We start from the raw sequence: 21520 nt of genomic DNA on the forward strand, positions 1-21520 counted from the left end.
TGTGCCACAGGAGGGTGAGATGCCGAAGAGAATGTTGTCAGCCGTTGGGTCCCATCAGGGCGATTCGTGGCAGGCGCGGTCCGGGATCCATGCGGTTGGGGGGCCCGTCCGCGGGCGTGTGAAGCTTGAGCCGATTCGTCACCAATCATGGGAAATCATCAACGCTATCCTGACGGACACCGATCCGGAGGGATCTGAGATCCGCAATCAGTTGCGCCGTTGCCTCAACAAGAGCGAAGGCAACCCTGAGAGGGCATTGCTCATGCACCTCATGTCAATGCCGGGCCGCTCCGAGCCCGCGATCCTTGATTAAGTCCTGCCTGCCGCACCACTTCGCCCCAGGACTGTTGTGCCAGGTCAGCAACAGCTGCCAGGATCTCCGACGGCGGCAGGGAAAGATCAAGCGGGTACTCCACCACGTCGATGTCGGTATTGAGGATGCGGCGGAGCTTCATTTCCCCCGCGCCTGCGTACACCAGCCACGCGGTGGGAACCCGTAGGGCCGTGCAGAACGCGAGCATCTGAAAATGGTCCCCGGACAGTGACGCGCCCTGGTCCGTGGCTGCCCGGTATTTGGTGTCGTAGACCACCACAGGACGGCCGCCCAGGAGGTGCACTGCGTCCGGGCTCACCGTGAGCCGGTCTGAGTCGCGCACGGCCTCGTTCAGCAGGGCGTTGTACTGCAGCCGCATCTCGCCCGGGTAGGCCGCCATGGCTTCGCGGAGCGCCGTCCCCACGAAATCCTCGAACACCTGACCCATGTCCACCACGAACGACGCCGTCTGCTGCTTTCCGTCGCCGGCTTCGGCCGAGGCGTTGCGCAGGATCACCTCGGACAGGCGGAGCACCGCGTGATACCGCGCGTTCATCCTGGTGGGCCGCCACGGCGGCAGCGGCGCTCCGGACTGAAGGCGGGTGACGGCGTCGAGCTTGCCTTTAAGCTGCCGGAGGCGGCTCTGGACGTCGGGCCGCACGCGGGGCACCTGCGCCATGCGCTCGAGGGCGGCCCGCAGGATGCGGTTCTCGGCAATGTCCTCGGTGAATTCGTCGTACGACACTTCCAAGGGCACGAGCATTCCCGGCCGGCGGGAAATCTGGTCCGAAATGCGGATCCTGCCTTTGACCGTCCGCAACGATTCATCAACGGTGAGGTAGCCCTGCAGGACACCGCGGCTCAAGGCCCGGTCCGCCAGTTGCGCCAGCGATTCAGCCAGCGCGCTCCACAGGTCCGAGTCCTCCACCGCGGCCACCGGATCCTCGCGAAAGCCCTGGTTCCCTGCATAGCTGAGGAGGAACAACAGCCGGCTGAGGCCCAGGCGGTCCTTCGGCCGGACTTCCAGCTGCACTGTGGGCGTGCGTACGGACCCCACCATGCCCACCGGCTCGATCCTGAACAGGCCCATGCCCATCGGGGACGCCTTGGCAAGGCCGCTGGCGTTCAGGAACGCGGCACTGGCTGCGTCAAGCTTGTCCACCACGCCGCCGGACAGCTCATCGAGGACGATGTGGCGGACCGCTTTGGCGGAGCTGGAGGGTTTCCGTGCCGGCAGCGGCGGAACAGCGACCTGCAGTCCGTTAGCGGGACGCAAGGCGGCCCAGCAGTTGCTCAAGCCCGAAGCGCTCTTGCAGCTGGGCCCGGTTCAGCTGCCCGTGGTAGTGCTCCTCGAGCAGGGGCATCAGCTCGTATTTCCAGATCCGGCGCAGGCCGGAAGGGGTCTGGGCCGCCTTCTTCATGAAGTAGGACGGCCCGATCATGAGGTCGCGGTCCCATTCGTCGATGGCGTCATTGAGTGCATCAAGCAGGAGGGCCGGGGTGGTGTCAAGGTCCCGGGCCTGCAGGAAGCGGAGCAGGGAACCCTTCACTGGTTCGGTCTTGGGATGCAGTTCAATGAAGGAGAAGCGCCGGCGGATGGCGGCATCCATCATGGCGATCGAGCGGTCCGCCGTGTTCATGGTGCCGATGATGTACAGGTTGTCCGGGAGCGTGAACGGTTCATTGGGGCTGTACTGAAGGTAGATCCGGTCGTCGCGGTACTCCAGCAGGAAGTACAGCTCGCCGAAAACCTTGGCCAGGTTGGCACGGTTCATCTCATCGATGATCAGGAAGTACGGCTTCTTTTCATTGCCGGGCTTGGCAGCTTCCTCCGCCAAACGCCGCAGCGGGCCAGCCACGAGCTTGAAGGACACCTGTCCTTCGTCGGTCTTGTCCGGGCGGAAGCCCTCGAAAAAGTCCTCGTAGGCATACGAGGGGTGGAACTGCACCAGCTTGACGCGTTCGTCCGTGCTGTCGCCGGCAAGCTCGGCCGCCAGGTGCTTGGCGAGGTAGGTTTTGCCGGTTCCGGGCGGGCCGTACAGCACGAGCTGCCGGTTCTCCTCCAGGAGCTCAGCGATTTCCTGCAGCGGTTCCAGGTCCATGTGCAGGGAGGCCGCGAACTCCTCCGTTAGCGGACGGAACCCTTCCGGGACGGGTTCGACGACGGCGGCCGGCGCGGCGGCGTCGTCGGCCTCCGCTTCCGCTTCGGCGGGCAACAGTGCCTGCAGGGCCTGCACCACCCTGGTGACGTCCACGATGATCCCCGGTGTGGCCAGCTGGCGCTGGACGTGGCGGGGCAGGTCCGTCATGCTGTGGGCTTCGTCGAACCAGCGCACCTTGCGCCGCATCCTGCGGTTGTCCTCGTTGTGCTCCGGCTCGCCCAGGACGACGCCAAGCCGGACAGAGCCGGCGTGCTGGTACAGGACGAGGTCGCCCGGTTTCATGACAGTGAGGAACGCGAAGACGGCGGTCTTGTTGTCCTCGCGCTCCACGTAGCCAAGATGTTTGTAGTCCTCGTCCACGGCGTGCTGGACCAGTCCTGCAGTGACACCGGGGCCCAGGAGCCGCAGGTGCTCGACGTCGAGTGTCACCTTCTCTTCCCCGTGCCACGCCGACAGCAGGTCCTTGACGTCGTGGTGGGTGCGCAGCAGCCACGCACGGCGGCCCGGATCCCCCACCTTGCGCCACTGGCTCACCAGCTGGCGGGCGTACCAGTCGATGCGCTGGCCCGCCTGCTTGTCGAGGTACAGGCGGATGCGGTGGATGTCAGCGGTGATTTCCTCGTCGCTGTCGCCCTTTGCGCCGCCCACCAGGGAAGCGAAAGCGTCCCGGATTTCCTGCCGCTCGACGTCAGCCACTACGGGCTCGAAGTAGCTGGGCCAGGCCAGGTATTCGATGCTGCGGCGGATTGCGGGCTGGTCATCCGGTGTCCCGGCCGCGAGCAGGTGGAAGGCCTGGGGATCCTTCAACGCCTTGGCCATCGCGGCCGCGGACTGCCGGTCCACGTGCTGTACAAAACGGCACAGCCACCTCAGGTGGTCCCAGATGGTCCAGTTGAACTCGGCAGTGCGGTCGCGGATAACGCCGTGGTCAGTCATGCCCTGGTAAAGCTCGCCCGGCAGTTCAAGCGGCGGCTCGAGCCAAGAGGCAGCTTCTGCCACCCTGGCGCGCTTGACCTTGAGCGATTTCACTTCATGGGCCAGCGGTAGCGACTGCAGGAAGAGCAGCTCAACGGCAAGCTGCTTGGCTCCGCGGGAGGCGTCCGTCAGGTTCTGGCGCAGGTTGGTCATCATGGGCGCCTTGGGGTCCGCAACGCCCCGTTCCAGGCGTTCCAGCAGCTCTGTGGCGGCACTTGCCGTCCACGTGGCAGTCCGCCCGTCCAGCGCCGACGGCCTGCGCTGAAGACCGGCCCCCAGAACAAACCACGCCGCGTCCTCGATCTCCTTGGAGATACCGGGGGCGCGGGTCATGGCAGGCTTCGCGGTGGGGGTCATGCCTTCAAATTTACAGGCTTAACCTGAACGCAAACACCAAGGACCTCTGCACGCTACTGTTCGGTAGGTGTTGGACGGTGATGGATGTTTACTTGGCCGCCGGACTGGCTTCCCAGCTATTTTCGGGCTCCTGGGCCTGCGCCCGACGGGGCCGGCCGGCTACTTTCCGACAGCGGGCAGGTTCTTGCGCCCGAACGCAAAATAGCTTCCCGGGCCCACGAAATTGATCAGCGTGACCATCCGCCAGACCGCCTTACTGCCACGGATCTGCTCTGCGGGCCGACGGGAAATGTCCCGCTGGGCTGCGATCAGGAGCGAGAGCTGCACTGCAGCTGCCACCAAGGTTCCGAATCGCGCCAACGGCGGCATTTCCTTCCAGGACTTCTTCTTTTTCTTCGTGGCCATGGCCAATGCTCCTTGTTCCGGTTATTGGTGCAGGTAGTTGGTTGGTGCGTTGACTGTTGGTTCCGTGGACGGTTGCCGGGCGGATCATCGTAGTGACGATCATAGGGACGCGGACCCGCCTGAAGGTAGGGGCTTTAGGCTCAGGCCGTGAACGGGGCGAGCCGCTCCTTCTGCTCCGGAGTCAGGCGAAGCACCCGGCCGGTGGCCTCATCCACGAAAGCCAGGTGGGTGGTGGCCTTGACGCAGTCCTCCCGGGTGACCGGGTCCTGCAAAAGGTAGTGGATGTCGAAGCTGGCGCCTTTCACGGCGCCGATCCACAAGTGAACCACTGCCGGCACGTTCCGGTATTCGAGGGTCCTGACGTAGCGGATCTTGTGTTCCACCACCAAAGCCATGGTGCCCTCCTCAACATCGTTGAAGAGGGACACCTGCGGCTCTGTGCCGGGTAGCCCTGCACCGCGTGGCGGCCCGAAGGCCGCGATGCGGGCCTCCTCCAGCATCCGAACGATCTGCACATTGTTGATGTGGCCGTAGGCATCCATGTCGCCCCACCGCATGGGTACGAGGACCTCGATGCGCCGGCCGGCGGCGCTCAGCTGTGCACCGCCGTCGCATCATCCGTGGAGTCCTCGAAGATCGCGTCTGCGTCCTCGCCCGCGAACTGGGACATGTAGAGGCGGTAGTAAGCGCCTTTGAGTTCCAGCAGGTCGTGGTGGTTGCCCTGCTCCACGATCCGCCCGGCTTCCATCACCAGGATGGTGTCGGCGTCGCGGATGGTGGACAGCCGGTGGGCAATGACGAAGCTTGTGCGGTCCGTCCGCAGGGCCGCCATGGCCTTCTGGACCAGGACTTCCGTGCGTGTGTCCACCGAACTGGTTGCCTCATCGAGGATGAGCAGGGACGGGTTGGCCACAAAGGCACGTGCGATGGTGATGAGCTGCTTCTCGCCGGCGCTGACGTTGTTGCCTTCTTCATCGATGACCGTGTTGTAGCCGTCCGGGAGTGCCCGGACGAACCTGTCCACAAACGTGGCCCGCGCCGCCTCCATGATCTGGTCGTCGGTGGCGTTGACGTTTCCGTACTTGATGTTGTCGTAAATGCTGCCGCCGAACAGCCAGGCGTCCTGCAGCACCATGCCCACCTTCGCCCGCAGTTCGGAGCGGCTCAGGTGCGTGATGTCCACGCCGTCCAGCGTGATGCTTCCCGAATTGAGCTCGTAAAAGCGCATCACCAGGTTGACCAGGGTGGTCTTGCCCGCGCCGGTGGGGCCGACGATGGCCACGGTGTGCCCCGGTTCGGCGTTGAAGGAAAGGTCCTCGATCAGGGACTTGTCCTCCGAGTAGCTGAAGGTCACGTGCTTGAATTCGACATGGCCGTCGGTCTTGGCAGGCAGGTGCTCGGTGGCAGTTTCGGCATCCTGTTCGTCGGCATCCAGGAATTCGAAGACGCGCTCAGCCGAGGCAACGCCGGACTGGAGCATGTTTGCCATGCCGGCCATCTGTCCCAGCGGCTGCGTGAACTCGCGCGAGTACTGGATGAAGGCGGTGGCGTCGCCGAGGCTCATGCCGCCGGAAGCCACCCTCAGCCCGCCGACCACCGCGATGCCAACGTAGCTGAGGTAGGAGACAAACTGCATGACCGGCATGATCATGCCGGAGACGAACTGGGCTCCGAAGCTGGCCTTGTACAGGGCTTCGTTCCGCTCGTCGAAGCTTTCCAGGATGTCGGCGTCGCGGCCGAAGACACGCACCAGGTCGTGTCCGGAGAACGACTCCTCGATCTGGCCGTTGAGCTGGCCGGTGTTCTTCCATTGAGCTGCAAACAGCTTCTGGCTTCGCGAGCCGATGATGCCCGCTGCCACACCGGACAGCGGCAGGGCGACCAGCGCGATAAGGGCCAGCTGCCACGACACGATGAACATCATGATCACGATGCCGATCACCGTCAGCGCGGAACTGACCAGTTGCGCGAAGGCCTGCTGCAGGGCCTGCTGGATGTTGTCGACGTCGTTGGTGACGCGGGACAGGGTGTCACCACGCTGACGCGTGTCGAAGTAGTTCAACGGCAGCCGGTTGAGCTTTTTCTCGGTGTCGTCGCGCAGCTTGCGGACCACGCGCATGACCAGCACATTCAGGACGTAGCCCTGCAGCCAGGTGAAGATGTTGGCCACGAAGTACATCACCAGCACAACACTTATCAGGAATGACAGCTTCTGGAAGTCGATTCCCACGCCCGGGATCAGTTCCATCTTGGCGATCATGTCGGCGAAGTTGTTTTCGCCCTGGGCACGAAGCCCGTCGACGAACTGGTCCTTGCTGACTCCGGCGGGCAGTTGCTTACCCACCACTCCCCCGAAGATGACATCCATTGCCTGGCCCAGGATCTTGGGGGCAACGACGTTGAGGACCACGGCCACCGTGACCATGGCGAGTACCAGGGCGATGCCGGCGGACTCGGGTTTCAGCAGGCCCATCAGGCGCTTGGCGGACGGCCAGAAATGCTCGGCCTTCTTGGCCGGAGTGCCGCCGAACATGTCGCCGTCGGCCTCGGTGGGCTTGTATTCCTCCTCGTAGAAGTCGTCGTCTTCCACGGGGGTTGTTTCCTGGCCTGCGGGGAGTTTCTCGTTGGTGCTCATGCCACTTCCTCCGCGGTCAGCTGGGACTCGACGATTTCCTGGTAGGTGGTGGAACTTAGCAGCAGTTCATCGTGCGTGCCCCGGTCCACGATCCGGCCGTTGTCCAGCACCAGGATCTGGTCGGCGTCGGCGATGGTGGACACGCGCTGGCCCACGATGATCACCGTGGCATCCGCAGTTTTTGCCTTGAGCGCATGACGAAGCCGGGCGTCCGTAGCGACGTCGAGGGCCGAGAAGGAGTCATCGAACAAGTACACCTTGGGCTGGGTCACCAATGCCCTGGCGATGCATAGACGCTGGCGCTGGCCGCCCGAGACGTTGGTGCCGCCCTGGGCGATCCTGGAACCGAGACCGTTCTTCTTGTCCCGAACGAAGTCCGCGGCCTGGGCCACCGTGAGCGCGTCCCACAGCTCCTCGTCCGTGGCCTCTGTCTTACCGAAGCGCAGGTTGTGCTCGATGGTCCCCGAGAAAAGATAGGGCCGCTGCGGCACCATGGCCACCCGGCCGGTGATCTCGGAACGCTCAAGGTTCGTGATGGGGACGCCGTCGAGCAGCACCTCCCCGGAGGCGACGTCGTAAAGCCGCGGCAGCAGGGACAGCAGGCTGGTCTTGCCGGCGCCGGTTGACCCGACAATGGCCACGGTCTGGCCGGGCTCGGCGGTGAAGCTGATGTTGCTCAGGACGGGTTCTTCGGCCCCGGGGTACGCGAACGAGACGTTGCGGTACTCCACGCGTCCGGTCCGGTGGGTGGGCGCCACCGGCTCCACCGGCTCATGGATGGAGGGCTCGACGTCGAGCACCTCGCCGATGCGGTCCGCGCAGACCGACGCGCGCGGAATCATCATGGCCATGAAGGTGCCCATCATGACCGCCATCAGGATCTGCAGGAGGTACTGGAGGAAGGCCGTCAGGGAACCGACCTGCATCTCCCCGGCATCCACCCGTTGGCCGCCGAACCACAGCACGGCGGCGGTGGAGACATGGAGGATCATGCCGATGGCCGGGAACATCAGGACGAACAGGGCGCCGATTTTCAGCGAGACGTCGGTGAGTTCGCGGTTGGCCTCACCAAAACGCTCGGTCTCGTGCGGTTCCCGGACGAAGGCGCGGACCACTCGGATGCCAATGATCTGCTCGCGGAGAATGCCGTTGATGCGGTCGATTTTTGTCTGCATGGAGCGGAATAGCGGCATGAGGCGGACCACTAGGTACCCCACCACCGCAATCAGCACCGGAACGGACACCCAAACCAGCCAGGACAGGCTCAGGTCCTCGCGCAGGGCCATGATGATGCCGCCGATGCACATGATGGGCGTGGCCACCATGAAGTTCAGCCCCATGAGAACCAGCATCTGAACCTGCTGGACATCGTTGGTGCCGCGGGTAATCAGGGTTGGGGCGCCGAAGACATTGACATCCTTGGCCGAGAAGCTTGTCACCTTCCGGAAGACGCCCCGCCGCAGGTCCCGGCCGAAGGCCATGGCCGCCTTCGAGCCGAAGTAAACGCCGGCGATGGCGGTGGCAACCTGGATCAGCGCCACGCCGAGCATGACCCCGCCCGTTCGCCAGATGTAGTCAGTGTCCCCTCGGGAGACACCCTCATCGATGATCTGGGCGTTCAGGCTGGGAAGGTAGAGGGCAGCGATGGTGGACGCCAACTGGAAAACAATGACTGCCGCGATATACGGCAAATACGGCTTGGAGTAGCGCCGTACGAGGGTGACAAGCATGCCCGGTAATCCTTTGGAAGAGCGCGAAGTGAATAGAAGAAGTAATACCAGCCGGGGCTGACACTCTTAGCCTTCCAACAATACGAAATCCGTTGCCTATGCAAAACAACAGGCCGCAAATATCATCCGAAGGGCGTATCCGCACCAGGGTGCCGGCAGAGCCCCACGTGCGTCCTGTGACGAGTGAAACGGGTGTTATCCCCCGGTCCCGAGGGAACGGTTGTGAAAATCGGGTACCCAGTCAAGTAGCGGCTACTCGCGACTACGCCAGTGCCTGGAGCTTAGCGTGAAGTGGTCAGTTAATTGACAACTCTGCAGGAGAGTCGCAGGCGAACTGGGCACCTACGGCCAACGGCCGGCTCCGCCATGGGGCCTCCTACTCCCGCAGTCTGGTCAGTGCAAATGATCCAGATGGAGAATCCCATGAAAAAAATTCTCGCAACCGCCGGCATTGCGGGCATTGCGTTAATAGGCGTTACAGCCCCGGCAAATGCCGGCGACAACAACAAAGTCAACATTTGCCACGCAACGGGCTCGGAATCGAACCCCTACGTGAGCATCACGGTCAGCGAAAACGCGGTGAACGGAAATGGTGGCCATGGCTCGCACCATGGTGACCTGATTCCAGCGCCGGCGGGCGGCTGCCCTGGCGGGTCAAAGGGTGACCATGACCACAAGGACGATGACGGGGGCCACGGCTCGAAGAAGCTCACCATTTGCCACGCGACGGGATCCGAGAAGAACCCTTACGTCGTGATCACTATTCCCGAAAAGGCGTGGTGGAACGGCCACAAGGACGGACACAACGGCAGGGCCGACATCTACCCGGTCCCTGCGGGCGGTTGCGTCGACAAGGACCACGAGAAGCCGCCGCACGAGAAGCCCCCGGTCGAGAAGCCGCCGGTCGAGAAGCCCCCTGTTGAGAAGCCGCCGGTCGTGGTCCCGCCCGTCGTGGTCCCGCCCGTCGTGGTCCCGCCCGTCGTGGTCCCGCCGGTCGTGGCACCGCCTGCTGTCACTCCGCCGGTTGTTGTCGCAGTGCCGGCCGGAGCCGCAGCTGCCCCGGTAGTCAACCGCGGGTTCAACGCCCAGACTGCTGCCGGAACCCAGACAGACCCCGGTAATCCCGCCTGGTTCGGAGGCCTTGCGGCATTGCTTGGGGCAACGGGGCTGGTTGCCCTGCGGCACAGGGCACGTCTGCAGGACTTCCAGAAGTAAGGCCGATCCTGTGGTCAGGACGGGCATCCGCCGTCACGGCGGATGCCCGTCCACACCTATCCCTACGGAGGAGTTCCGATGTCCTTCCCCGACGGCCGTCCCGTAGACAGCCCGCCCGACCCTCCGGAGGACGGGGTTCCAGAGGACGGGATTCCGGAGGACGGGGCAACCCAGAACGGGGCCCACTATCAACGGGCGTTGGAACAGTGGCGCAGTGACCTTTTGCGACTGAACCGGTTGCTGCCGGAAAACCTGTCGTCGAAGGTCAAAGCCCTCGGCGACTGGTCGCTACACGGCTGGTCTTCCAACCGCCTCTCGCTGAACCGCATCCCATTGAAAAACCTGTCGCTGAACCGCGGCGATCTGCTGCTGCTCCTTGCTGGCGTCGTGGCTTTCCTTATGTTGACGTTCCTCCCAGGCATCGTCGCTCCGGGAAACACGGGCGGCAGGGCCGGGTCCGATCCGGCGACCGCCCCGTATTCACGGTCGGCCGACCTTGCTATGCCTGGTTATGCCGTCCCGCCGGATACCTTCCCCTGGAGCGGCAAAGGGTCCCCGACTACTGCACCCGCGGCGCAGGAACCGCCGCCGATCCTACCCAACTATCCCCCGGCCGCAGCCCCGACCAGGATCGTGTATCCGGCAGCCGGGCTGGACGTCGTGATTCATCCGCTGACCCCGACGCGCGAGGAGCTGGAGTCCCAGGCGATCGTGCCCCCCATCACCGTGGACGGCTATTGGGTATCTGACTTCGGAATGCCCGGGGCCGGGTCCACCAACACGACGTACATCCTTGGCCACAGTTGGGAAGGCCGCGATGCTCCCTTCAACCGGCTTAGCGCGGCAAGCGCCCCTGGTGACATCTTCGAAGCCACCACCGCATCGGGAACCATGCGGTACAGGGTGGACTCCGTGGACACCTACGTGAAGGCAAGCCTCAAGGACAGTCCCATCTGGACTGCCGTTCCCAACCGACTTGTCCTGATCAGCTGCTATACGGAAGACCCCTGGGGGAAGAACGTGGTGGTCGTTGCGTCCCCGGTGCCGAACCCCTGACAACAGCGACCCTGACGGTGGCGACGGCGGCAGTCAGCCGCCGTCGCCGTCGTCCGGTGTTGTTGGCGACTATCCGGTGCGGTGACGCCCGTGCGTTGCGATGTAGTCCGCCGCCGCGCGCTGCAGTTTCCGTTCCTTGGCGAGCTGCCGCCGGAGGGTGGTGAGCTCCCCGCTGATGCGCGCCTGTTCCGCAGCGATCTCGCGCTGCTCCGCCGTCTGTTCGTGCACGGCGCGCAGCGCCTCTGCCAAGTGGAGCTGCTGTTCGGCCAGCAGCTGCTGCGTCTGCAGCAGCAGGGGCACGACGTCGGCGGCTTCTGGCTGCGGATCGGCCACCAGGGTCCGGGAGCGCGCCCGGGAACCATCCGCGGCCGCAGACGTGGCGTCGCCGTCGAGGTGTCCGCGGCCGTCGCGGGGGGTGCTCCGATCCTGGCGTGCCGCGTCCGGAAAGCGGGTCTCCTGCGCGCGCTGCCTGCTCAGGACCTCGATGAACTCCCGGTCGAGGTCCACGATGCCGGCGTCGGAAGGCGCGGGCGGGGCGGAATTGACTGGAGGGCCGGCGTGGTTCCCGGGGGGCGCGGCAGCGTTCCCGGTGGCGGCAGTTGCCGGGACGATGTCCACGGTGCGGCGCAGGGGCTGTTCCTTGATGCAAAGCACCGCCGCGAGGGCGATGATGCCGATCATCGCGGAAATCAGGAAGATTTCCGCCGTTGCGTCACCGTAGGCGGCCCGCATGATGGCCCGGATCGGGGCGGGCATGTCCTGGAGGTCCATGCTGGCTCCCGCGGGTCCGCCGGTGGAAGGGATCCCGGCTGCGGCCAGGCCGTCAGTGGCCAGTTCCTTGACGCGGTTGGCCAGGACGGCGCCCAGCACGGACACGCCGATCGCGCCGCCCACGGAGCGGAAGAACGCCACGGAGGCACTGGCGGTGCCGATGTCTGTGGCCCGGACCGTGTTCTGCACAGCCAGCACGAGGTTCTGCATCAGCAGGCCGAGGCCAAGCCCCAGGACTGCGGTGTAGAGGCCGGTCAGCCAAAGTTCGGTGGTGTGGTCGATGGTACCGGCCAGCCCCAGGCCGCCGATCAGCAGGATGGAGCCGGCTACCAGGTAGCGCTTCCATTTGCCGGTCCGGCTGATGAGCTGGCCCGACAGGACCGAGCCGATGAGGTTGCCGGCGATCATGGGCAGCGTCAGCAGCCCGGCTTCGGTGGGAGTGGCACCGCGGGCCACCTGGAAATACTGTCCCAGGAAGGCGGAGGAGCCGAACATGCCGACGCCGACAGCCACGGAGGCGAGGATGGCCAGCGCCGTGGTGCGTTCGCTGATGATCTTGAGCGGGATGATGGGCTGCTCCACCTTGGACTCCACCACGACCAGGAGGGCCAGGAGCAGCACGCCGCCGCCCACCATGGCCGCTGTCTGCCAGGACCACCAGTCGTAGTATTCCGGGTTGCCGGCGAAGGAGACCCAGATCAGCAGCAGGCTGACGCCGGAGGTGAGCAGGATGGAACCGAGCCAGTCGATCTTCGCGTGGCGCTTGACGTGGGGAAGCTTAAGGGTGATCTGAAGCAGGATGAGGGCGATGACGGCCAGCGGGACACAGACGAAGAAGGTCCAGCGCCAGCCCAGCGGGCTGTCCACGATAAATCCGCCGAGCAGCGGGCCGCCGGCCGTGCCCACAGCCATGACGCCGCCCATGTAGCCGGAGTACTTACCGCGGTCCCGGGGCGGGATGATGGAGCCGATGATGGCCTGCGCCAACGCGGTGAGGCCGCCCATGGCGACGCCCTGGATAACGCGTGCGGTCAGCAGCAGGGGTATCGTCTCGGACAGGCCCGCCATGACGGAACCGGCCACGAAGATCACGATGCTCAGCTGGACGAGCACCTTTTTGTCGAAGAGGTCGGCGAGCTTGCCCCAGATCGGGGTGGTGGCGGCGTTGGCGAGCAGGGCGGCCGTGATGACCCAGGCGAAGTCCGTCTGGGTGCCCTTGAGCTCGGACATGATGGTGGGCAGCGCGTTGGCCACGATGGTGCTGCTGATGATCGCCGTGAAGAACGCCGCGAGCAGCCCGGTGAGGGCTTCCATGATCTGGCGGTGGGTCATTGCAGGCTGCGGTGTGGACGTGGTTGGCTGCGGCGATGACCGCTGTGGTGTCGTGGACAGGGCCCGGGACGGACCGGTGGCTGTAGCGTGGCTTGCCATGTGCAGCTCCTAAGCGGTTGGAATGTTTTCGGTGGATCCGGCCGTCTTTGCCCGGGCTGAATCCCTGAGGGATTCGGCAAGTTTCTTCAGGATTTTCGCGGTCTCTTCGGCGTCGTTCTCGCTCCAGTCCTGCAGGTAGCCCTGGAGCGTCGCAGTTCGCTGTTGCTCTATCTCGCGCAGCTTTCCCGCTCCGGCCTCGGACAGCGCCACCAGCTGGGCCCGTCCGTCTTCCGGATCAGGCCTGCGGACCACGAGGCCCTGCTCCTCCAAATCGGCAATATGCCGGCTCAGGACGGGAGCGCTGACTCCGAGCCTCGCGGCGAGGTGGGTGGCCCGGGACTCCCCCTCCCCCACGAACCGCAGGACGCCCTGGAGCGCCACTCCGGTATCCTGCCCGCGCAGGCTTGAGACCGCTACGCAGCGGACCGCGCGCTGGAGGTCGAAGATCTGGTAGACGAGATCGGCCGCGGTGTCCGGTGCAACTGCCATGCTGGATATCCCCTTTTGCTTGCCTAAGGCAACTATACCGGGGAAATAGTTGCTTTGGGAAACTAATCGCATGGCGGCACCTTAAAGCAATAGCGCGAACGGACAGTTGAGGCCCCAATTCCGGCTGGAAAAGGGGCCTCAACTGTCCGTTCGCGCTAGGTGGCGGCGGGGTGTTGCGGTTGTGGACTGCTTAGGTGCGCCTGCTTGGGTGGAGTGTTCAGACGCCCAGGTGGGTGGGGCCGAACATCTTGAGCAGGGTTTCGACGACGACGACGTTCGGTCCGTCCGCCGCGAAGCCCGACTTCAGTGCGTCCCCGACATTCTCCGGGGCAACCCGTACGGCCGGGACGCCGAACGCTTCGGCGAGTTTGACGAAGTCGGGGCGGGCGAGTTCGGTGGCGGTGGCCTGGCCGAAGGCGCCCACCATGTATTCGCGCAGGATGCCGTAGCCGCCGTCGTCCACGATCAGCCAGGTGACCGGGACGTTGTGCTGCTTGGCCGTGGCCAGCTCTGAGATGGAATACATGGCCGAACCGTCACCGGAGACTGCGAGGACCCGTCCGGGCTTGCCCGTGGTTTCCAGCCCCACTGCCCCGCCGATGGCCGAGGGGAAGCCGAAGCCCAGCCCGCCGGCACCCTGGGCCGAGTGGAACTGTCCCTCGCGGGCGTCCCAGCAGCTCCAGCCCCAGTACGCGGAGATGGTCATGTCCCAGAAGGTCTGCATCTCCGCGGGTACGGCTTCGCGGATGTCGGCCATGAACTTCAGCTCCTTGCCGAGGTCCTGGGACTCGAGCCGGGCCTTGACCTTGGCCAGGGACTCCTTGACTAGCGCCTCCGGCGAGATGCCGTGCCAGTCGGCCCGCTCACCGTGCGGTTCGGTGAGTGCAGCATCGAGCGCAGCGAGGGCCTGGCCGGCGTCGGCACGGATGCCCAGTCCGGGCCGGTTGGACTCCAGGACCCGGGGTTCGGCGTCGATCTGGATAATCCGGCCGCGCGGCTCGAACGTGAAGTAGTTGGATGTGACCTCGCCCAGCGAGGAGCCGATGACGATCAGCACGTCCGCGTCCTCGAGCAGGTCCGTCATGTGCCGGTCCTCGATCCAGGACTGCAGCGACAGTTCGTGGTTCCAGGGGAACGCGCCGTTGCCGCCGGGGGTGCAGATCACCGGTGCGCGCAGCTTCTCCGCGATGGACAGCAGGGACTTCTCGGCCCGGCCGCGGCGCGTGCCGCCGCCGGCGATGATCGCCGGACGTTCCGCCGTCGACAGCCATTTGACTGCTTCACGGACGAGTTCGACGCGCGGCGGGTTGTCCGCCGCTTCGGCGAGCGCGTCCTCCACCGGCGGGACCATGATGGGATCCAGCAGGACGTTCTGCGGGATCTCCAGCCAGACGGGGCCCTGCGGGGAGGAAATCGCCTCGGTCCAGGCGTCCTGGATGGCCGAAGGGATTCCGGAGGCGTGCTGGATCAGCCGCTGGCTTTTGGTGACGTTCGCGGCCGAGGCCTTCTGGTCATCGAGCTGGTGCAGCATGCCCTTGCGGCGGGCGCCAAGCCCGTCCAGCGGTATCTGGCTGGCCACCACCACCATGGGCACACCGGTGGCGTACGCTTCCTGCAGCCCGGCCAGCGACGTCAGCGCACCCGGGCCGGTGGACAGGAACAGGACACCGACCTCGCCCGTGGCCCGCGAATACCCGTCGGCCGCGAACGCGGAATTGTTCTCCACCCTCGACGACACGAAGTGCAGGTTTCCCCGGCCCATCGCGTCGAACAGGCCGAGCGCGTGCTGGCCCGGAATGCCAAAGACCGTCTTCGCGCCCAGCGCCTCAAGGGTCTCGACGACGAGATCCCCGCCGTTGCGGACGCTGGTACCTTTTGTCGGAGCTGCCGCGCCCGGATCGAAATCGATCACTTGGAGAACTCCTCGACGGTTGGACGGATGATTCCTGCGGACTGGGCAGCGGCGGCAGCAAAGCCCGCCTGGTGCCGCTTCTCCTGCCCCAGCGCCTGCGCGGCGTAGCCGTTGGCGCTGCCGAACCTGTTGCCTTCAACGGCGGAGTCCGCCATAAGGGTGACGAGTTCGTAGGCAACGTGGCTGGCCGCGACGCCGGTGATTTCGGCGTGGTCGTAGGCCGGAGCAACCTCAACGATGTCAGCGCCCACCAGGTTCATGCCGCGGAAGCCGCGGATGATCTCCAGCAGCTCCCGGCTGGTGATGCCGCCGGCTTCCGGCGTCCCGGTGCCCGGCGCGTGCGCGGGATCGAGGACGTCGATGTCAACGGAGATATACAGCGGACGGTTGCCGATGCGGTCCCGGACCTTGGCCACTGTTTCCAGGACGCCCTGATAGTAGACATCGGCCGACGTGACGATGCCGAACCCAAAGCGGTGGTCGTCGTCGAGGTCCTTCTTGCCGTACAGGGGGCCGCGGGTTCCGATGTGGCTGATGGCCTCGGTGTCCAGGATGCCTTCCTCGACTGCGCGGCGGAACGGCGTGCCGTGGGTGTATTCGGCCCCGAAGTACGTGTCCCAGGTGTCCAGGTGCGCATCAAAGTGCAGCATGGCAACAGGCTCGCCGGCGCGCTCGGCGGCGGCCCGGAGGAGCGGCAGGGCAATGGTGTGGTCCCCGCCAAGGGTAACCAGCTTGCTGCCGCCGGCCGTCAGGTCCAGGGCGTTCTGCTGGATCGTCTCGATGGCCTCGTTGATGTTGAACGGGTTCACGGCCATGTCGCCGGCATCTGCCACCTGGACGTTTTCGAACGGGCTGACGTCCCACGCCGGGTTATAGGGGCGCAGCAGCCGGCTGGCCTCACGGACGTGGTTGGCACCGAAGCGGGCGCCCGGGCGGTAGGAGACGCCGGAGTCGAAGGGCACTCCCACCACCGTGATGTCGGCCTTGGCCACCTGGTCCAGGCGGGGCAGCCGGGCGTAGGTAGCAGCCCCGGCGTAGCGGGGGATACGGGATGAATCGATAGGGCCAAGGTTGCCGTTGGCCTCGATGCGCAGCTCTTCCAAAGGAACGCCTCTCCTTCGAGGATGGATCGGTAGTGTGACACCCATCATACACTCAAGTTTCCCGTTGTGCATCAAGTGTTTACCAATCACGCAGCGGCATTCCGCTCAGTCGATGGCGGACGACCCCCGCTCCCCCGTCCTGACCCGGACGGCGTCGCAGACGGAAACGGTCCAGATCTTCCCATCCCCGAACCGCCCGGTGCTGGCACCGGATTCGATGGCCGCCATCACGCCGTCCATGGCCTCCTCCGTCACGAGCACCTCCACGCGGGCTTTCGGCAGGAGGTCGGAGTTGTATTCGGTTCCGCGGTATACCTCGACGTGGCCCCGCTGCTGGCCGTAGCCGCTGGCCTGGCTCACTGTCAGGCCGCTGACGCCGAATCCTTCCAAAGCCGCCCTGACGGTCTCAACCTTTTCCGGACGGACGATGGCGGTGATGAGTTTCATGTCCGCACCTTGCTGTTCTCTGCCTGACGGCCTGTCTGGCGGTCCACCTGGCCCTGCGCCGTCACTTCCGAAGGGGTTTCCGCGGAAGCAGCAGCAGGATGGTCCGCCTTCCCCTCCGCGGGTACGGTCTTGCCGTGGTGTTCGCCGGGATGGAACGTGCCGCCAACCATCAGCAGCTCATAGGCGGTTTCCGCGTGTTCGGTGACGTCGATACCGGACCGCTCGTTGGCTTCGGATACCCGCATGCCCATCGTCTTGTGGATGGCTAATCCGATCAGCGTGGTCATAATGGCACTCCAGGCGGTGACGATCAGCGCGGTGAGGGCCTGGGGCCAGAACTGCGTCAGGCCGCCGCCGTAGAAGAGTCCGCCCTCGGTCTTGACGGAGGGGACGGCGAAGAATCCCAGTGAGAGCGTCCCCCACAGGCCGCCGACGAAGTGCACGGCCACCACGTCCAGCGAGTCGTCGAGGCCGATCTTGAATTTGAGTCCGACCGCGAGCGCACAGATTGCCCCGGCCACGGCTCCGATCAGGATGGCGCCTACGGGGTCCACGAACCCGCAGGCCGGCGTGACCGCGACCAGGCCAGCCACGGCTCCCGACGCGGCACCAAGGGAAGTGGCATGGCCGTCCCGGAGCCTTTCGATCAGCAGCCAGCCCAGGAGTGCTGCACTCGTGGCCAGCAGGGTGTTGGTCCAGGCCAGGCCGGCGGTGGCATCGGCTGCGAGTTCAGAGCCGGCATTGAAGCCAAACCAGCCGAACCACAGGAGTCCTGCGCCGAGCATCACGAAAGGCAGGTTGTGCGGACGGATGTTGGGATCCTTCATGAATCCAAGGCGTTTTCCAAGAACGACGGCGAGCATGAGTCCCGCTATGCCGGCGTTCATATGCACCACGGTTCCACCGGCGAAGTCGAGTGCGGAGATCTTGCTGCCTACGATGCCCGTGGGGCCGAACAATCCGCCGCCCCAGACCCAGTGGGCGATGGGGGCGTAGACGAGCGTGACCCACAGCGCGGCGAAAAGCAGCCACGGCCCGAACCTCACGCGTTCAGCCACGGCTCCGCTGATCAGCGCCACGGTGATGATGGCGAAAGTGGCCTGGAAGCCGATGAACACCATGTCCGGGAGCCCGGGAGCCTTGCCCCCGATGGTGCTCGTCAGCCCGCTCAGTCCGGGGTTCGCGAAGGGGTCTCCGACGAGTCCGGCCATGGTGTCAGGCCCGAACGCCAATCCGTAGCCCCACAGCGCCCAGACCACGGCAACGACGCCCATGGCGCCAAAGCTCATCATCATGATGTTCAGGACGGATTTCATCCGGACAAGGCCCCCGTAGAAGAACGCCAGGCCGGGGGTCATCAGCAGGACGAGCGCGGACGCTGCGAGCATCCAGGCCGTGGCGCCGGGATCGAGCACCGCGGGATCCACTGCCATTCCCACATTGAGTGTAGAGATGTTCATTTTGGGAGCCTTCCTCAAGAAGTGGCGCTCCTGGGCGCCGGCTACGGCGAGACCATTCAAAACGACGATGCAGCTACGAGTTCCCCGAATCCGACGCTACAACCGCGGTGTTTCGGCCATAGCCCCGAAGTTTTTCCGGGACGTTAAACAGCCCGGCCGGGCATGAATCCTGGGTTACCGGCAGGTTTCCAAAATGTGACGTACATCTCACCATGGATGCCCAGGGCCCACGTCCGTGCGCCAAGCCCGCAGGCGTGGCGCCTCCACGCGGAAAGTGATGGCGGTCACAGGGGGCGTAAAGGTTTCGTTAAGGCCGGCATCCTGCACACTTTCCCGGGCCTACGCTCCAATCAGGAGCAGCACCATGGGCCGAACACGGCCGGAGGCACGCTGCCTGAAAGGACACCGTGACCACGCTCACCCGGCCGCCCGCCGACCCCTCGGACAGGTACAACCGCAAGCCCCATCAGCTAAGGGGCTGGCTGCTGGAGGGCATGCCTGAAGGATCCGGCAAACGGCAGGGGCCCCACGGCCAGCCGCAGGCGAACCACACACCGCAGCCCTGGTGGAAGGTCATGTGCCTCACTGGCGTTGACTACTTCTCCACCCTCGGCTATCAGCCGGCCATTGCCGCGCTTGCCGCAGGAATGGTCTCCCCCTTGGCCACTGTGGTCCTGGTGGCCGTTACGCTCCTCGGCGCCCTCCCGGTGTACCGCCGGGTCGCCTCGGAAAGTCCCCGCGGGGAAGGTTCCATCGCAATGCTTGAACGACTCCTTCCGCGGTGGGGCGGCAAGCTGTTCGTCCTGGCGCTTTTGGGGTTCGCGGCCACGGACTTCATGATCACCATCACGCTCTCGGCCGCGGATGCCAGTGCGCACGCCATCGAGAACCCGTTCGCGCCCGACTTTCTGCACGGCCAGGAAGTGGCCATAACGCTGGGGCTGATCGCAGGTCTCGGAATCGTCTTCCTCCGCGGCTTCAAGGAAGCCATCAACGTGGCTGTAGTCTTGGTGGCCGTGTTCCTCCTGCTGAATGCTGTGGTGGTGCTGGTAGGCCTCGCGCATGTGTACAGCGAAGCCCACGTGGTCACGGACTGGTGGGCCGCCCTCAACCAGCAGCACGGGAACCCGCTCGTGATGATCGGCATCGCCCTGCTGGTCTTCCCCAAACTTGCCCTGGGGCTCTCCGGTTTCGAAACGGGTGTGGCCGTCATGCCGCAGATCCAGGGCAGCCCGGACGACACCGAGGAGAAGCCGGCCGGCCGGATCCGCGGCGCGCACAAGCTCCTGACCACAGCCGCCCTGATCATGAGCGCGTTCCTCATCGCGTCCAGTTTCATCACCACGTTCCTGATCCCGGCAGCCGAGTTCGAACCGGGCGGCAAGGCCAATGGCCGGGCGCTGGCCTTCCTGGCCCACCAGTACCTGGGCGACGGCTTCGGAACCGTCTACGACCTGAGCACCATCGCCATTCTCTGGTTCGCCGGCGCCTCCGCCATGGCAGGGCTCCTCAACCTGGTGCCCCGCTACCTCCCGCGCTTCGGCATGGCGCCCGCCTGGACCCGGGCCGTGCGGCCCCTGGTGCTGGTGTTCACCGCCGTCGCCTTCCTCATCACGGTGGTCTTCGAGGCCGACGTCGAAGCGCAGGGCGGCGCGTATGCCACCGGCGTCCTGGTCCTGATGACGTCAGCTTCCATCGCCGTCACGTTGTCCGCCCGGCGCAAGCAGCAACGCGGCCGGACGGTCGCCTTCGGGGCGATCGCCGTCGTCTTCCTCTACACAACTGTGGCGAACGTGGTGGAACGCCCCGACGGCCTGAAGATCGCAGCGATGTTCATCCTCGGCATCGTGGTGGTGAGCTTCGCTTCACGCGTCAGGCGTTCCTTCGAGCTGCGCGCCACCCACATCAGGCTGGACGAACGGGCGTTGGAGTTCATGGCTGCCAGCGAAGAGGGGCCCATCCGGCTAATCGCCCACGAGCCCAAACGCCTCAGCGCCGCGCGGTACCGGGCCAAACTTGAGCACGCAGAACTTGCCAACCACCTGCCGGGGGACAGCGACGCGATCTTCATCGAGATCCTTGTTGACGACAGCTCGGACTTCGAACAGGAACTCCTGGTCACCGGGAAGGTCCGGCACGGCTTCCGCATCCTTGAAATCCACAGCAATAACGTGCCCAACACGCTGGCGGCCGTGCTGCTGCACCTCCGGGATGTCACGGGCCTGATGCCGCACATCTATTTCCGCTGGACCGAGGGGAACCCGCTGACCAACCTGACGCGGTTCCTGCTGTTCGGCGAGGGTGAGATCGCCCCCGTTACCCGGGAAGTGCTGCGCGAGGCGGAGCCGGACGTCACCCGCCGGCCCTGGGTCCACGTGGGCTAGTCAACCCGGCTTTACCAAGCCCGGGCCGCGTCAGCGGCTGGCCGCCGGGTCAGCGACTGGCGGCCGGGACCAGCACCCAGAGCACCTCGACGGCATCGTCCGTGGGGTTGATCCAGGTGTGCGGCTCCCTGCCGGGGAACGTCACAGTGTCGCCGGTGCTGAGCTCGTATTCCTCGTTCGTGAGGATCAGCCGGATCCGGCCGTTGATCACGTGGAGGACGTCAACGTCGCAGTCCACGGCATAGAGTTCGGATTCGCCGCGGCCGCGGGGCTCGATCACGGCCTGGATGATCTGGACGCGCCGTTCCGAGCGCGCCGTCAGGAGGCGCTCGATGATGCCCTCTCCGCCCAGTGAAATGCGCGGCCCCTCGTCCTTTTTGGTGAGATGGGTCTCCGGCGCGGCAAACAAGTCGCCGATGGAGATGGACAGCACCTGGCACAGCGTCACCAGGGAGGCGACCGACGGGGAGGTGAGGTCGCGTTCAACCCGGCTGAGGAATCCTTTGGTGAGACCGGTGGCGTCTGCCACCTGCTCGATGGTGAGCCGCTGGGACTGGCGGGCAGCACGGATGCGCGAACCGATGGCAACTGGAATGTTGCTCGGTTCAACTGGTAGAGCCTTCATTAACGAACCTTTCGCAGCCGGCCGCACGGCCCCATCGCTGGAGCCATACT

General features: G+C 65.3%; 16 protein-coding genes. 3 read left to right on the forward strand and 13 right to left on the reverse strand.

The window, feature by feature from the left end; all coding sequences use genetic code 11:
• Positions 1-269: 269 nt before the first annotated feature.
• From J2S97_RS10630 to J2S97_RS10655, 6 genes are all read right to left on the reverse strand, one after another.
• Positions 270-1550, reverse strand: coding sequence for an McrC family protein (locus J2S97_RS10630; protein WP_373460544.1), 1281 nt, complete (start codon positions 1548-1550; stop codon positions 270-272).
• 25 nt (positions 1551-1575) lie between these two features.
• Entirely contained in the window at positions 1576-3807 is a 2232-nt protein-coding gene (locus J2S97_RS10635) for an McrB family protein (protein WP_307049141.1), read from the reverse strand.
• A 159-nt stretch (positions 3808-3966) separates the two neighbouring features.
• Positions 3967-4212 carry a PLDc N-terminal domain-containing protein gene (locus tag J2S97_RS10640; protein ID WP_307049144.1) on the reverse strand — a complete coding sequence of 82 codons (246 nt, stop codon included), beginning with the start codon at positions 4210-4212 and terminating at the stop codon, positions 3967-3969.
• A gap of 140 nt (positions 4213-4352) precedes the next feature.
• The gene (locus J2S97_RS10645) at positions 4353-4769 is read right to left on the reverse strand and encodes an acyl-CoA thioesterase (RefSeq protein WP_307049146.1); all 417 of its coding nucleotides are present in this window, start codon (positions 4767-4769) and stop codon (positions 4353-4355) included.
• A 35-nt stretch (positions 4770-4804) separates the two neighbouring features.
• Positions 4805-6847, reverse strand: coding sequence for an ABC transporter ATP-binding protein (locus J2S97_RS10650; protein ID WP_307049147.1), 2043 nt, complete (start codon positions 6845-6847; stop codon positions 4805-4807).
• On the reverse strand, positions 6844-8577 hold the full coding sequence (locus J2S97_RS10655; protein ID WP_307049149.1) for an ABC transporter ATP-binding protein: 1734 nt from the start codon (positions 8575-8577) through the stop codon (positions 6844-6846). The genes J2S97_RS10650 and J2S97_RS10655 overlap by 4 nt, the downstream gene beginning before the upstream one ends.
• Positions 8578-9000: 423 nt before the next feature.
• Between J2S97_RS10655 and J2S97_RS10660 the strand changes: the two genes are divergently transcribed.
• Entirely contained in the window at positions 9001-9792 is a 792-nt protein-coding gene (locus J2S97_RS10660; RefSeq protein WP_307049150.1) for a hypothetical protein, read from the forward strand.
• Between the two features lie 78 nt (positions 9793-9870).
• On the forward strand, positions 9871-10848 hold the full coding sequence (locus J2S97_RS10665; RefSeq protein ID WP_307049152.1) for a class F sortase: 978 nt from the start codon (positions 9871-9873) through the stop codon (positions 10846-10848).
• A gap of 69 nt (positions 10849-10917) precedes the next feature.
• Here the strand turns inward: J2S97_RS10665 and J2S97_RS10670 are convergent, their stop codons facing one another.
• From J2S97_RS10670 to J2S97_RS10695, 6 genes are all read right to left on the reverse strand, one after another.
• Positions 10918-12951 carry an MFS transporter gene (locus J2S97_RS10670; RefSeq protein ID WP_307049369.1) on the reverse strand — a complete coding sequence of 678 codons (2034 nt, stop codon included), beginning with the start codon at positions 12949-12951 and terminating at the stop codon, positions 10918-10920.
• A gap of 108 nt (positions 12952-13059) precedes the next feature.
• Complete coding sequence (locus tag J2S97_RS10675) at positions 13060-13539, reverse strand: MarR family winged helix-turn-helix transcriptional regulator (protein ID WP_307049155.1); 480 nt, start codon at positions 13537-13539, stop codon at positions 13060-13062.
• Between the two features lie 217 nt (positions 13540-13756).
• A complete protein-coding gene (locus J2S97_RS10680; RefSeq protein ID WP_307049156.1) occupies positions 13757-15451 on the reverse strand; it encodes a thiamine pyrophosphate-binding protein in 1695 nt (564 codons plus the stop codon).
• On the reverse strand, positions 15448-16554 hold the full coding sequence (gene speB / locus J2S97_RS10685) for an agmatinase (protein WP_307049159.1): 1107 nt from the start codon (positions 16552-16554) through the stop codon (positions 15448-15450). Before speB ends, J2S97_RS10680 begins: the two co-directional genes overlap by 4 nt.
• A gap of 105 nt (positions 16555-16659) precedes the next feature.
• Positions 16660-17001: a P-II family nitrogen regulator gene (locus J2S97_RS10690; protein WP_307049161.1), complete on the reverse strand. Its 342-nt coding sequence runs from the start codon at positions 16999-17001 to the stop codon at positions 16660-16662.
• Entirely contained in the window at positions 16998-18461 is a 1464-nt protein-coding gene (locus tag J2S97_RS10695; RefSeq protein WP_307049163.1) for an ammonium transporter, read from the reverse strand. Before J2S97_RS10695 ends, J2S97_RS10690 begins: the two co-directional genes overlap by 4 nt.
• 407 nt (positions 18462-18868) lie before the next feature.
• On the opposite strand from J2S97_RS10695, the gene J2S97_RS10700 reads away from it, so the two are divergent.
• Positions 18869-20845 (forward strand): amino acid transporter, encoded by a 1977-nt coding sequence (locus J2S97_RS10700; protein ID WP_307049165.1) that lies wholly within the window; start codon positions 18869-18871, stop codon positions 20843-20845.
• Positions 20846-20894: 49 nt separating this feature from the next.
• Here the strand turns inward: J2S97_RS10700 and J2S97_RS10705 are convergent, their stop codons facing one another.
• Positions 20895-21470, reverse strand: a complete 576-nt coding sequence (locus tag J2S97_RS10705) for a helix-turn-helix domain-containing protein (protein ID WP_307049167.1) — start codon at positions 21468-21470, stop codon at positions 20895-20897.
• Between the last annotated feature and the right edge of the window lie 50 nt (positions 21471-21520).

This window comes from Arthrobacter oryzae (genome assembly GCF_030812315.1).
Taxonomy (GTDB): Bacteria; Actinomycetota; Actinomycetes; order Actinomycetales; family Micrococcaceae; genus Arthrobacter; species Arthrobacter oryzae_B.